General features: G+C 72.7%; 14 protein-coding genes and 1 tRNA gene. 8 read left to right on the forward strand and 7 right to left on the reverse strand.

The features are described from left to right. Positions 1-3 precede the first annotated feature (3 nt). The 3 genes from OUQ99_RS29740 to dcd form a co-directional block, all read right to left on the reverse strand. Positions 4-1,239, reverse strand: a complete 1,236-nt coding sequence (locus tag OUQ99_RS29740; protein WP_267947067.1) for an ABC transporter permease — start codon at positions 1,237-1,239, stop codon at positions 4-6. After that, a complete protein-coding gene (locus tag OUQ99_RS29745; RefSeq protein WP_267950558.1) occupies positions 1,236-2,234 on the reverse strand; it encodes a quaternary amine ABC transporter ATP-binding protein in 999 nt (332 codons plus the stop codon). Before OUQ99_RS29745 ends, OUQ99_RS29740 begins: the two co-directional genes overlap by 4 nt. Before the next feature lie 430 nt (positions 2,235-2,664). After that, complete coding sequence (gene dcd / locus OUQ99_RS29750) at positions 2,665-3,255, reverse strand: dCTP deaminase (RefSeq protein WP_267947068.1); 591 nt, start codon at positions 3,253-3,255, stop codon at positions 2,665-2,667. A 135-nt stretch (positions 3,256-3,390) separates the two neighbouring features. On the opposite strand from dcd, the gene OUQ99_RS29755 reads away from it, so the two are divergent. Continuing rightward, positions 3,391-3,464 (forward strand) — tRNA-Gly (locus OUQ99_RS29755). Positions 3,465-3,585: 121 nt separating this feature from the next. On the opposite strand, the gene OUQ99_RS29760 is transcribed toward OUQ99_RS29755, so the two are convergent. Beyond that, entirely contained in the window at positions 3,586-3,753 is a 168-nt protein-coding gene (locus OUQ99_RS29760; RefSeq protein WP_267947069.1) for a hypothetical protein, read from the reverse strand. Between the two features lie 34 nt (positions 3,754-3,787). Between OUQ99_RS29760 and OUQ99_RS29765 the strand changes: the two genes are divergently transcribed. The 3 genes from OUQ99_RS29765 to OUQ99_RS29775 all read left to right on the forward strand — a co-directional run bounded on the left by OUQ99_RS29765 (position 3,788) and on the right by OUQ99_RS29775 (position 5,446). After that, the gene (locus OUQ99_RS29765; RefSeq protein WP_267947070.1) at positions 3,788-4,018 is read left to right on the forward strand and encodes a hypothetical protein; all 231 of its coding nucleotides are present in this window, start codon (positions 3,788-3,790) and stop codon (positions 4,016-4,018) included. 70 nt (positions 4,019-4,088) lie between these two features. Then, positions 4,089-4,256 carry a hypothetical protein gene (locus OUQ99_RS29770; RefSeq protein WP_267947071.1) on the forward strand — a complete coding sequence of 56 codons (168 nt, stop codon included), beginning with the start codon at positions 4,089-4,091 and terminating at the stop codon, positions 4,254-4,256. Between the two features lie 407 nt (positions 4,257-4,663). After that, positions 4,664-5,446, forward strand: coding sequence for a methyltransferase (locus OUQ99_RS29775; RefSeq protein WP_267947072.1), 783 nt, complete (start codon positions 4,664-4,666; stop codon positions 5,444-5,446). Between the two features lie 40 nt (positions 5,447-5,486). Here the strand turns inward: OUQ99_RS29775 and OUQ99_RS29780 are convergent, their stop codons facing one another. After that, on the reverse strand, positions 5,487-6,086 hold the full coding sequence (locus tag OUQ99_RS29780) for a class I SAM-dependent methyltransferase (protein WP_267947073.1): 600 nt from the start codon (positions 6,084-6,086) through the stop codon (positions 5,487-5,489). Between the two features lie 390 nt (positions 6,087-6,476). On the opposite strand from OUQ99_RS29780, the gene OUQ99_RS29785 reads away from it, so the two are divergent. Next, the gene (locus OUQ99_RS29785; RefSeq protein WP_267947074.1) at positions 6,477-7,298 is read left to right on the forward strand and encodes an SAM-dependent methyltransferase; all 822 of its coding nucleotides are present in this window, start codon (positions 6,477-6,479) and stop codon (positions 7,296-7,298) included. 69 nt (positions 7,299-7,367) lie between these two features. Here OUQ99_RS29785 and OUQ99_RS29790 read toward each other — a convergent pair whose 3' ends face one another. Together OUQ99_RS29790 and OUQ99_RS29795 are read right to left on the reverse strand one after the other, a co-directional pair. Beyond that, on the reverse strand, positions 7,368-8,213 hold the full coding sequence (locus tag OUQ99_RS29790; RefSeq protein WP_267947075.1) for an ABC transporter permease: 846 nt from the start codon (positions 8,211-8,213) through the stop codon (positions 7,368-7,370). Then, a complete protein-coding gene (locus OUQ99_RS29795; RefSeq protein WP_267947076.1) occupies positions 8,210-9,196 on the reverse strand; it encodes an ATP-binding cassette domain-containing protein in 987 nt (328 codons plus the stop codon). The genes OUQ99_RS29790 and OUQ99_RS29795 overlap by 4 nt, the downstream gene beginning before the upstream one ends. A 195-nt stretch (positions 9,197-9,391) precedes the next feature. Here OUQ99_RS29795 and OUQ99_RS29800 point away from each other — a divergent pair, with 195 nt between their 5' ends. The 3 genes from OUQ99_RS29800 (at position 9,392) to lanL (ending at position 12,445) form a co-directional block, all read left to right on the forward strand. Next, entirely contained in the window at positions 9,392-9,553 is a 162-nt protein-coding gene (locus OUQ99_RS29800) for a cinnamycin family lantibiotic (protein WP_267947077.1), read from the forward strand. A 68-nt stretch (positions 9,554-9,621) separates the two neighbouring features. Then, positions 9,622-9,786 (forward strand): hypothetical protein, encoded by a 165-nt coding sequence (locus tag OUQ99_RS29805; protein ID WP_267947078.1) that lies wholly within the window; start codon positions 9,622-9,624, stop codon positions 9,784-9,786. A gap of 82 nt (positions 9,787-9,868) precedes the next feature. Next, positions 9,869-12,445 (forward strand): class IV lanthionine synthetase LanL, encoded by a 2,577-nt coding sequence (gene lanL, locus OUQ99_RS29810; protein ID WP_267947079.1) that lies wholly within the window; start codon positions 9,869-9,871, stop codon positions 12,443-12,445. The last annotated feature ends 49 nt before the right edge of the window (positions 12,446-12,494 follow it).

The raw sequence follows: 12,494 nt of genomic DNA on the forward strand, positions 1-12,494 counted from the left end.
GGCTCAGGACGCCTGGGCGGAGGCGCGGGCCCGGGGCCCCTTGCGGGTGACGGCCGCGGTGAGGCGGTCGAGGAAGATGGCCAGGATGACCACGGCGATGCCGGCCTCGAAGCCGAGCGCGCCGTCGTTGCGCGTAATGCCCTGGTACACCTGGCTCCCCAGGCCTCCCGCGCCGACCATGCCCGCGATGACGACCATCGACAGGCCGAGCATGATGACCTGGTTGACGCCCGCCATGATGTTCGGGAGGGCCAGCGGCAGCTGGATGCCGGTGAGGATCTTGCGGCTCGGCGCACCGAACGCCTCGCCCGCCTCCACCAGCTCTCGGTCGACCTGGCGGATGCCCAGCTCGGTCAGGCGGACGCCGGGGGGCATCGCGAACACGATGGTCGCGACCACGCCCGGGACGGCGCCGATCGAGAAGAAGAAGATCGCGGGGATCAGGTAGACGAACGCGGGCAGCGTCTGCATCAGGTCGAGGACCGGCTTGGCGATCTTGCTGACCGTGTCGTTGTAGGCCGCGAGGACGCCGATGGGGATCGCGACGACGACGGCGATGGCGCTGGCCACGAGGACGAGGCCCAGGGTGTCCATGGCGTTCGTCCACTGGCCGACGGACGCGATCAGGGTGAGGGCAACGAGGGCGAACAGGCCCATCCGCCATCCGGCCACCGAGAGCGCGAGCAGGGCGAGCAGCAGGATCATCAGCAGCGACGCCGGGTTCGTGACCAGCGCCGGCAGCACGAGCCAGCCCAGCACGAGGAGGACGAGCCAGCCGCCCGCGACGACGGCGGTCCGGACCCTCGTCGACCGGCCCGTCAGGCCCAGCACGGTGACGGCGATCAGGAACAGCAGCGAGATGCACAGGTAGGCGTCCACGTACTGCTGGTCGAAGAGCGTCATCGCCCACCCGAAGAACGGGCGTCCGAGGAGGTTCACGACGGTGTCGCCGAAGCCGAACTGTCCCTGGAGGACGTAGAGCAGCGAGACGGCGCCGACGATCACGGTCAGCGGCAGACGCCGGGTCCTCAGCAGCGGGGCCGCGACGATGACCGCGGCGATGAACGCGAGCTGGCCCGCACCCGGTTCGACGAAGAACCCGGACAGGGCGTCGACCGCCCAGCGGATGAACGCGCCGAGCGCGTCGAAGAAGAGGCCGAAGTTGGACTTGAGCCAGCTGTTGAACGCCTCGAAGCCCTCGCCGATCGGCAGGCTCGGTGGGAACTCCACGGGTGTCACGGGGTCTCCTTCCCCGCCGCGAGGGCGGCGAGCACGGAGTTGCGCGTCACCGTGCCGAGGACGCTGCCGTCCTCGGCCACCACGCGGAGGCGGTCGGCGGTGGTCATGTCGGCGTACAGGTCGGCCACCGGCGTGCTCGCGGCGACCTGCGGCGCGGACGCGTCGGCCTCGGAGGCGTCGGCGTCCAGGACGGAGGACGCGGTGAGCACGCGGGTCCGGTCGACGTCCTCGATGAACCGCTCGACGTAGTCGTTGGCGGGCTCGCTGAGGATCTCCTGCGCGGTACCGATCTGGGCGACGCGGCCGTCGCGGAGCACGCAGATCCTGTCGCCGAGGCGCATCGCCTCGTTGAGGTCGTGCGTGATGAAGACGATGGTCTTGCCCAGGCTCTCCTGGAGCTCCAGGAGCTGGGTCTGCATGTCCCGCCGGATGAGCGGGTCGAGGGCGCTGAACGCCTCGTCCATGAGGATGATGTCGGTGTCCGCGGCCAGTGCCCTGGCCAGGCCCACGCGCTGCTGCATGCCTCCGGAGAGCTGTTCGGGGAGCTTGTCCTCCCAGCCGCCCAGACCCACCAGTTCGAGGGTCTCCCGCGCCTTGCGGCCGCGCTCGGCACGCGGGACCCCGCGGAGCTCCAGGCCGTAGGCGGCGTTCTCGAGAACCGTGCGGTGGGGCAGGAGCGCGAAGTGCTGGAAGACCATGCTGATCTTCTCGCCCCGGAGGTTCAGGAGTTCCTTCCTGCTCAGGGCGGTGATGTCCACGCCGCCGACCTCGACCGTCCCCGCGGTGGGTTCCAGGAGGCCGTTGAGCATCCGGATCAGGGTCGACTTCCCTGATCCGGACAGGCCCATGACGACGAAGATCTCGCCCGGTTCGACCTCGAAGGACACGTCGATGACGGCTGCCGTCACGTCGAGGTCGGCGATGGTGTCACGGTGGCTGCCGTCCTGGAGCCGCTCGACGGCGGCTCCGGACTGTTTCCCGAACACCTTGTACAAGTGGTCTGCGCGTACTGCTGGCACGGTCTCCTCTATGGGGCTGTCCTGGCCGCGAGACACACCAGGGCATACTCAGCCCCACTGCCGACCCGCGGTTCCCGCAGGTAGCTGGCTTGCGCAGGGCCCCCATGCGCCCCCTGGTCGGGGCGGTACCGCTACCTGGTTCACGTCGGGTGCAAACCCTACAGAGATACGTACGCACAGTTCAGACGGTTGGTAACCGGCAAATAACATGTTTAACCGACATAAAAACCGTCCGCCGACCTATGACACCGGATGTCGGCACCGCAAGACGTCTATATGTGATCTATGCCACTCTGCTTTTCATGGTGACCCTTGTCACATATGCGAGACAGATGCGTCGCGCGACGGTACGTGTCGATTCATAACCGTAACGTAAGCGTCCGGCCGATTCCAGAGCCGCCGCCGGTCAGGAGGCGTCGGGGCTGATGGGCGTGCGGACGAAGTTCTGGTGCGACCTGGACGGCGTCGGACCGCGCTGCCCCTGGTACCGGGAGCCGTAGCCCGCGGAGCCGTACGGGCGCTCCGCCGGGGAGGACAGGCGGAACATGCAGAGCTGGCCGATCTTCATGCCCGGGTACAGCTTGATCGGCAGGGTCGCCACGTTCGACAGTTCGAGGGTGACGTGCCCCGAGAAGCCCGGGTCGATGAAGCCGGCAGTGGAGTGCGTGAGGAGGCCGAGGCGGCCCAGGGAGCTCTTGCCCTCCAGCCGGCTCGCGATGTCCACCGGCAGGCTGACCACCTCGTAGGTGGACGCCAGCACGAACTCGCCCGGGTGGAGGATGAACGCCTCCTCCCCGTCGGTCTCGACCAGGCGGGTGAGGTCGGGCTGTTCGACCGAGGGGTCGATGTGGGGGTACTTGTGGTTCTCGAAGACCCTGAAGAAACGGTCCAGCCGCACGTCGATGCTGGAGGGCTGGACGAGGCCGGGGTCGTAGGGGTCGATCCGGACCCGCCCGGCATCGATTTCGGACTTGATATCGCGATCGGAGAGCAGCACGGTCCGAACCTACCGCCTGCGACAACGCACCATAGGCGGGACGGCCGGACCGCGGTTGCCGCGCCGAGTTGCCCATGGGGGGCGGAGTTGGGCTAGGATGGCGTGCGTCGACAACCGGACTTCCGGCGGTCACACGCGGATGTAGTTCAATGGCAGAACTTCAGCTTCCCAAGCTGATAGCGCGGGTTCGATTCCCGTCATCCGCTCCACACAGCAGAGGCCAGGTCAGACCGGATTTCCGGTGACCTGGCCTCTCGCGTTCCCGGGGCAGGCCCCCAAGGCCGTGCCACACACGTGCCACACGCCCGTCAGGGCGACTCCGCGGCGAAGTCACCGGACGTCGATCACCTCGATGGCACCGGTGGCGGTGTTCGTGCGTCGAAGGGACACCGGGCGGATGCACACGCCGTGGTCGGCGGCGACCTGTTCGGCCACCTCCCGGGCCAGAGGTTGCGCGGGCCGTTCGGCCCTCGTTGATTCACCGGTGGGCGTCGGCACCGGCCCGCCCCGTATCGAAGGAGTTCGAGACGGTATGAGCGCCACACCTAACCCGGAGAGGTTCTTTCTCCCCATGGTCGCCGTCATGTTCACGCTGATGTTGGCGGTCTCGTTGCCGCTCGCACTCCTGACGAGTTGGCCCACGTGGCTCACGGCCCTCATCGGGAGCGGCGCCAGCGGTCTGGTGAGCCCCCTCATCGTCCGCTGGATCCTCGACCGGCGCGAACGCGTCCGGAGCCGCCCCTCACGTAGCGCCGAGGAATAGCCCCCCTGCGCAACCGGCCCGCCGACCGGTCGCCTTCACCGCTCTCCTCACCGGAGTCGGAGTGCAATGGGTGGCACTGGAATGGCTGACCGAAGGGCGGGTCAGCGGTACGGCACTGGCTTCGACCGCTTTCTGGTCGGTGCTTCTGGCCAAGGCCGTCAGCACCTACAAGGGTGAACGCCGCGACGCCCCCGCGTCTCAGGCCGCCTCTTCGGCCGAGGAAGCCCCTGCCCCATAGACGTCGGCCCCGGCGGTGATGCCGTCGTCGGAGACGTGGGCGGCTCGGCCCCGCACCGGCGCCCACGGGCAGGGCCACGAACCCGGCCACCAGGTCGCGCCGCGCACCCACGCTTCCCACAAGCCCGCCTCGGAGGAGTTCTCCCAGTTCAGAGGCTCTCCTTGAGGTTCGGGAGGCGCCATCCCCGGTCGGCTCCGGAATCGACGTCTACTCTGTCCTTGATTTCGGAGAGTGCTCACACGATCCGGCACCGCGACGCGGCGCCCTCTCGTGGAGCGCTTCGCGGACCGTCGCGCTCACGCGTCCGCCCACGCCCCCTTCCCCGCCGGCCGCGCCGGTCCGGGTGACGGCTGGCGGGCGGCGGCCCCTGCGGCAGGCGTTCCCCCACCAGGAGACGAGGCGGAACCATGCACGAGCGCGTCGAGCACTCGAACACCCGCGGCACCACACCTTCCCCCGGGCTCGGGGGCGCCGCGGGCGGGACCCCGGCCCCGTCCTCGTCCGCCGTCGTCGCCGGGAGCACGCTCCTGGTCGAGCGGGCGCTCTCGGAGGGCCGGAGGAACTTCGACGCCCTCGGCCGTTCCTGGGACCTGCTGCCCGGGGTGTTCTCGCCCGCGCTCACCTCCAGCACCGGGTTCTACACCCGCCACCTCCCCTTCCCGCAGGGGGGCCGCTTCCTGGAGATCGGCTGCGGCGCCGGGGTGACCGCCGTGCAGGCCGCGCTCTCCGGGTGCGCCGGGGTGACCGCGGTCGACATCGGTCCCGCCGCCGCCGCGAACACCGCCCGCAACGCCCGGCGCCACGGCGTCTCCTCCCGGGTCAGGGTCGTGGTCGGCGACGTGTTCGACGCCGTCCCCGACACCGGGTACGACCTCGTCTTCTGGGCCATCCCCTACGTCGCCATGCCCGAGGGCTACGAGCACCCCTGCGATCTGACCCGCGCGGTCTTCGACGTCGGCCACCACTGCTGCCGCTCCTACCTCGCCGGCGCGCGCGCCGTCCTCGCGCCCCGGGGCCGGCTCTTCCTGGGGTTCGGGGACATCGGCTACCGCGACGCGATGGAGGACCTCGCGGCCGCCCACGGCTGGCGGCCCGAACTCCTGGCCGCCGAACGGGCCGAGCCCGATCACCACATCGAGCACCAGATGTTCGAGCTGCACGACACCACCCGCACGGCGGGGGACGCCTGACCGGACGCCGGCTCGCGGCCGTCGGCCCCCGGGGACCGCGTCACCCGTCGGTGCGGCGGAACCGGTACCACTGCGGGGAGGTGCGGTCCATCGGCCACCCCAGGCCGGCGGTGTCCGCGTCCTCGGCGGCGAGGAGCTCCCACCCCGGGAACGCCGCCTCGACGTCCGCCCGCGAGACGCCCTCGACGAGTCGGCTGTACCGCGACGGCCCGAACGCGAGCAGCAGCAGGGCGGCCCCCGGCGCGGCGAGCGCCGTCACGCCCCGCCCCTCCGCGGCCCGCTGGTCCGGGTCGAGGCCCTGGAAGCAGCCGACGTCGAGGAAGAGGTCGAACGCGCCCAGGCCGGCCGTCTCCAGGGCGGTCGCGTCGCCCACGGCGTAGGAGACGTCCGCAGGGCCCTTGCGCCGGGCCGCCGCGATCGCCGCCGGGACGATGTCGACGCCCACCGCCTCCCACCCGCGCCGGGCGAGCTCGGGGGTGAACTGTCCGCGTCCGCAGCCGATGTCCAGCGCCCGCCCGGGGCCGGTCGGGCGCTCCCGCGCCTCGCGGTCGAGGAGGGAGCCGAGCTGGGCCCCGCCCGCGGCGCCGTAGCGCTCCCAGGGCGTGAGGCCGAGACGATACATCCACGCGTATTTCGTCATGGTCCCAACGTAGGCCTGTCCTCCGGAGCGGTCCGGCCAACCCCCTTGAACCGCCTCCGGGGCAGCGGATCCGCACGTCGGGGGTCCGGGCTCCGCCGCCGGGAGCGGCGGATCCGACCGTTCCGGCGGCGCGAGCGGGGCGGGACCGCTGCTCCCCTGTCAGGGCTGCCGCGCCCGGCCCCGGCAGGAGCGCCGGTGGCCGGTCTCCGGGGCCTGGACCCCGCAGGCCCGGCTCCGCCTTCCCCTGCCTCTTCCGCGCGCCCGTACGCGGCGCCGCGTCGTCTATGGTTGGCGCGAGTAGATCCCTGATGAGACAGGGGTTCCGGGCGCGCCAGCGCCGGTTCCCCCGCTCTGTGGCGTGAACCCCCTTGCAGCGAGGTAGAGACCCCTATGACCGACAACCCGTCCCCGTCCACCCCCGACAGCTCCGGCCGGCCGCCGCAGATCGACACCACGCGGACCCACTCGGCCCGCATCTGGAACTACTGGATGGGCGGCAAGGACAACTACCCGGTCGACCGCGAGGCGGGCGACGCGGTGGCCGAGTTCTTCCCGGAGATCAGGGACCTGGCCCGCACGAGCCGTGACTTCCTGATCCGCGTGGTCACCCACCTGGCGGGGGAGGCGGGGATCCGCCAGTTCCTCGACATCGGCACGGGGATGCCCACCGCCAACAACACCCACGAGGTCGCCCAGGCCGTCGCCCCGGAGTCCCGCGTGGTCTACGTGGACAACGACCCCCTCGTGCTCGCGCACGCGCGGGCGCTCCTCGTCGGAACGCCGGAGGGGGCCACCGACTACATCGACGCCGACCTGCGCGATCCCGACAGGATCCTCGAGCAGGCCGCCCAGACCCTCGACTTCGACAAGCCCGTCGCGCTCATGCTCATGGGCATCCTGGGCCACGTGCCCGAGGACGAGATCATGCCGATCGTGGGTCGGCTCATGGACGCCCTGCCGCCCGGGAGCTACCTGGCGAGCTACGACGGCTCCAACACCAGCGAGGCCTACAACCAGGCCATCGAGGTGGGGAACAAGCAGGGCGACGTCCCCTACCTCCTGCGCAGCCCGGAGGTGATCGCCGCCCGCTTCGAGGGCCTGGAGCTGCTGGAGCCCGGCGTGGTCCCGTGCCCCCTGTGGCGTCCCGGCCCCATCGAGGTCGGCACCCGCCGCGGCATGGACCAGTACGGCGGGGTGGCGCGCAAGCCCTGACCGGGACAGCGGTCCCGGGAGCGCCGTCCCGGGCCGGGGCGGCACCCCCGCCCCGGCCCGGACAGCGCACTAGTCGGGGCGGGCGAAGCGGCGCGCCCCGACGAGCAGGAACACCGCGCCGAAGACGGTCAGCGCCATCAGCTCCCCGGAGACCGGCGGCCGCACGCCCCACAGTTCCAGGCCGCGGAACATCCCGTCGGCGGCCCCGGCCGGCAGGTGGGAGACGAGGACGCGCCTGGCCGCGTCGACCGCGTAGGTCAGGGGGTTGAGGGCGGTGAGGGCGACGAGCCAGGACGGCAGCCCGTTGAGCGGGAAGAACGCCCCCGACAGGAACACGAGGGGCCCCAGGAGCAGGCCCGTGGCGGCCTGGAAGCTCTTGGGGCTGGGCACGCAGACCGCCAGCAGCGCCCCGAGACAGGTCATGGCGAACGACGCCGGCGCCAGCACCGCGACGAACCCTGCGAAGAGGAGCGGGTCGTAGGGCACGCCCGCGAGCCCGGCGAAGAGGAGCAGGATCCCGCCGTGGCACGTGGCGATGGTGGTGCCCGCCAGGACCTTGCCGAGCAGCAGCGACTCCCGGCGCACGGGCGCCACCAGCATCTCCCGCAGGAAGCCGAACTCCCGGTCCCACAGGATGGAGGCGCCGGTGGCGAACGCCGGCGGCTGGATGGCCATCACGAGGACGCCGGGGAAGAGGAACGTCACGTAGCCGACGCCGGAGCCGTCCTCGGGGACCACCGTCCCCAGCCCCACGCCCAGGGCGACGAGGATCAGCAGGGGTTGCAGCAGGCTGATGACGAGGTGCATCCGCTCGCGCTGGAACGTGATCATCTCGCGCTTCCACACCGCGGCCGCCGCGCGTCCCTCGGAGGCCAGGCGCGCGGCCGTCGGGGGGACCGTCGGCGCGGGGCTCACGCGTCTCCCCCCTCTGCGGGCTCCGAACCGATGCTGCGGCCCGTGTAGTGCAGGAACACGTCGTCCAGGGTGGGCCGGACCAGGGACACCGACGTGACGGAGCCGCCGAGGGCCGCCATGACCGCCGGGAGCACGGCCGCCCCGTCCTCGACCCGCACGACCAGGGCGCCGTCCTCGACGGAGGGGCTCAGCCCCAGGGAGTCGGCCAGCCGCCGCGAGCACTGCCCGGGGTCGGAGGCGACCAGCACGATGCGGTCGCGGCCGATCCGCGAGCGGAGCTCGGCGGGAGTGCCGAGGGCCACGACCCGCCCCCGGTCCAGGATGGCGATCCGGTCGCAGTTGTCGGCCTCGGACAGATGGTGGGTGGTGAGCAGGACGGTGGCCCCCGTCTCGCTCCGCATCCGGTGGACGTGGCGCCAGACCTCGGCCCGGCTGTGCGGGTCGAGGCCGACCGTGGGCTCGTCCAGGAAGAGCACGTGGGGGCGGTGCAGCAGGCCGCGGGCTATCTCCAGGCGGCGCTTCATCCCGCCGGAGAGCGTGCGGACCAGGCTGCGCCGCCGGTCGAGCAGGTCGGCCAGGGTCAGCATGGCCACGACGCGCTCGCGCACCTGGCGGCGGGGGACCCCGTAGAGGGCGGCGTGGATGGCCAGGTTCTCCTCCGACGTCAGCTTGTCGTCCAGGGTGGAGCCCTGGAAGACCACGCCGATGGACCTGCGGACGGCGTCGGGGGAGACGCGGACGTCGTGCCCGGCCACCCACAGTCCGCCGCTGGTGGGCCGGGTGAGCGCGCAGAGCATCGAGATGGTGGTGGACTTGCCCGCCCCGTTGGGTCCCAGGAACCCGAAGATCTCCCCGGGGTGGACGAGGAGGTCGAGTCCCCGGACCGCTTCGACCCCCGGGTAGGTCTTGACCAGTGCCTCTGTCCTGATCGCCGCCGGGGGCGAGGATTCGGTCCGATCCCCTGGCGCCTTTGAGGACGTCACTTCGAGCGGAACTCGGGCCTGTGTTCCTGGTTCCAATTCGCTCCTCATGGGGGCAAAACCATCCGGCTCGGGGGCCGAGCCGGGTCATCCCGCCCCACCGGCGTTTTCGCGGGGGGTGGAGGGGGATCACTACCCCTGGCAAGACTACCCAAGGTAGTCGGCCATTAACAAAAAGTTGCTAGATCTGGAGGACTCATGTCCGCACAGGAACTGCCCCGCGACGCCGGATCGCTCGACACCACCGCTCTGATCTCCCTCGGGGCCGAGACCGAGCTCATCTCCGAGCGGCTCAACCTGGAGTGCCGCAACACCTGCGTCTCCGGCTTCACCATCCGCTGCGACGGCTACTCGCTCTAGTCCGGCCCGGACCCGCCCGGGTACCGCCGACCCCCCGAGACGACCGTGACGCACCCCGTCGAGGCGCCGTGAGCACGAGCGCCGGACCTTCCGACGCGGGCCGTCCGGAGACGATCGCCCTCCTCCACCTGTGCCATGAGGGAGCGCTGCCGACCGGGGTGGACGGCAGCGCGGGGCGGCGGTCCCGGGACCGGGCCCCCTTCACCCCGCCGCACGCCGGGTTCACCGTGTGACCCCGACGCGCCGGCCGCGGGGCGGTCGGCCGCTCAGCCGGCCGCCCCGTCTTCGACACCGACGACCACGAGGGAGACCAGGGTGCGGGAGCACACCGGCACACGCACGTGCACGGTCGGCATACGGGAGCGGGCCGTCGAGGCGGGCCGGGTGGTCTCCGACTACGGCCCCTGGACCGACGTGGCGCTTCCCGGACTCGACCTTCCGCCCCAGGGGTGGAAGATCCACGTGTCGGCCCGGCCGGTCACCCTCCTGTCCACCGTCGAGCGCGTGCTCCCCCTGCTGCTGCGCACGCCGTGCAGGTTCAAGTTCGCGCGCACCACGGAGGCCATGCGCGAGCTCAACTCCCACCACAACCGTCCCGGGGCCGTCGGCAAGGGCGTCACCGTCTACACCCGCCCGGACGACTTCGCCGGCCTGGCCGAGAAGCTCGCCGCCGAACTCGTCGGGGTGGAGGGGCCCGGCATTCCCAGCGACCGCAGGCTGCGGCCGGACGCGCCGGTCTACTACCGCTACGCGCCGTTCGCCGGCGTCTACGGCATCGACGGCAACGGCGACTTCCAGCTGGTCCTCCACGACGCCGAGGGACGCGAGCGCCCCGGCGCCGCGGACGGGCGCTACCAGCCGCCGGACTGGCTTCCCGACCCGTTCACGGGGCAACCCCCCTCCCCCGGCGGGTCCGACCGGGAGCCGGTCCTGCTCGGCGGCCGCTTCCTGGTGCCCGGCGCCATCGCCCACACCGCGGTGGGCGGCGTCTACCGGGGCTCCGACCGGGAGTCGGGCGCGGGGGTGGTCGTCAAGGAGCGCCGCGCGTACACGGGCGAGGACCTCGACGGGTCCCGCGACGCGCGCCACCGGCTGCGCGGCGAGGCCGCCGTGCTGCGCCGCCTGGAGGACGTCGCGGGGGTCCCCCGCGTGGTGGACCACTTCCGGCACGGCGCCGACGAGTTCCTCGTCACCACGGACGTCGGCCCCCGGGACCTGCGCACCGACGTGGCCGAGAACGGCACGTACACCACCCCGGAACGCGACCTGGAACGCCTGGGCCGCGACCTGCTCGGGCTGCTGGACGCGGTCCACGGGCGCGGCGTCCTCGTGCGCGACCTCGCCCCCAAGAACATCGTGCTGGCCGACGACGGCGCCCCCTCCCTGGTGGACTTCGAGATCAGCAGCCTCGACGGCGACCAGGTGCACGGCTGGACCCCGGGGTACTCCTCCCCCGCCCAGGAACGCGGCGAACCGGCGTGCGAGGAGGACGACCTCTACTCGCTGGGGGCCACCCTGCTGTACGCCGCCACCGGCACCGAGCCGGCCGCCCGCTCCACCCGGGCGGTGCCCGACGACGGGCGCGCCCGCACCCTCCTGGCCTCGCTGGGCGACGGCGTCCCGCCCTGCGCCCGCGCGGTGCCGGGGCTGATGTCCCCCGACCCCGCCGAGCGCAGGGCGGCGGCCGACCTGCTCCGCAGGGGCGGGGACCATCCGCCGCTCCGGGCCGAACCGCGCTACACCGTCACCCCGCACTCCCTTCCCGCGCTGGTCGCGAGCGCCCTGGAGCAGACCCGCGGTGTGGCGCGCGACCTGCTGTCCGGACGCGGCGGCTCGCCGGGAGGACGGCCCAGCCCCACCAACCTGTACCGGGGCGCGGCGGGCGTGGGCACGGAGCTGCTGCGCCAGGGGGACGCCGAGTCCCGCGGCCTGGCCCGCGCACTGGCGCACTGGACCGCGGGTTTCCTCACGCTGCGCCGGTCGCTGCCCGGCCTCCAGGACGGCGAGGCGGGCACCGCCCTCTTCCTGGCCGCGGCGGCCCGCGAACTGGACGAGCCGACCCTGGCCGACGCGGTGCGCCCCCTGGCGCGGACCGCCCCGGAGTCGGTCCCCGAGACCGACTACTCGTCGGGGCTGGCGGGGATCGGCCTGGCCCAGCTCCAGCTGTGGCGTCTCTGCGGGGACGGGTCCCGGCTCGACCTGGCGCAGGGCTGCGCGGAGCGGCTCGTGGCCTCGGCCCCCGCGGAGGGTCTGCGCGCCTGCCCGCCCGACCTGCGCGACCACGAGGAGGTGACGACGCGGCTGGGGTTCGCGCACGGCGTCGCGGGCGTCGCCCACTTCCTCCTGTGCCTGGAGGCCGCCACCGGCGACACTGCCGCGGGTGCGGAGGCCGCGGCCTGCCTGGAGGTGCTGGCCGGGTTCGTCCCGGGGCTGGTCTCGGCCGCCTCCGCGCCCGAGGCCCGGCCCATGGCCGCCTCCTTCTGCCAGGGGCTCACCGGGATCGGCGGGGTGCTGCTCCGGGCCGGCTCGGTGCGGGGCGAGCCCCGCTACACCGGGCTCGCGGAGACGACCGCGTCGCACTGCCGCGCCCTCGCCCCGAAGATGCAGGTCGCCTGCCAGTGCTGCGGGCTGGCGGGGGTCGGTGAGTTCCTCCTCGACACCGCCGGGCTCACGGGCGGGGCGGCGTACCGGGACGCGGCCGTGGACGTCGCCGGGCTGGTGCTGGTGCGCTCCGCCGGGACCCCGGAGGCCCCGGTCTTCCTCGACCACACCCGTGAGCCGGGCGGCGGCTGGGCGACGGGGGTCTCCGGGGTCCTGTCCTTCCTGCGCCGGCTCGACCGTGGCGGTCCCCGGGACTGGCTCGGGGACGAACTCCTGGCCGCCCGCCGCTGACCGCCGCCCGGTCCGCGCCGCGTCCCGGCCCCGCGCCCCCGCGGGGGTC

Source organism: Streptomonospora nanhaiensis, assembly GCF_026642255.1.
Classification (GTDB): Bacteria; Actinomycetota; Actinomycetes; order Streptosporangiales; family Streptosporangiaceae; genus Nocardiopsis; species Nocardiopsis tropica.

What these genes read in the sequence shown, in the direction of transcription:
- OUQ99_RS29785 (WP_267947074.1), top strand. Translation starts at nt 6,477, where the DNA reads ATGACCGACAACCCGTCCCCGTCCACCCCCGACAGCTCCGGCCGGCCG.
- OUQ99_RS29800 (WP_267947077.1), top strand. Translation starts at nt 9,392, where the DNA reads ATGTCCGCACAGGAACTGCCCCGCGACGCCGGATCGCTCGACACCACC.
- OUQ99_RS29765 (WP_267947070.1), top strand. Translation starts at nt 3,788, where the DNA reads ATGAGCGCCACACCTAACCCGGAGAGGTTCTTTCTCCCCATGGTCGCC.
- OUQ99_RS29780 (WP_267947073.1), bottom strand. Translation starts at nt 6,086, where the DNA reads ATGACGAAATACGCGTGGATGTATCGTCTCGGCCTCACGCCCTGGGAG.
- OUQ99_RS29775 (WP_267947072.1), top strand. Translation starts at nt 4,664, where the DNA reads ATGCACGAGCGCGTCGAGCACTCGAACACCCGCGGCACCACACCTTCC.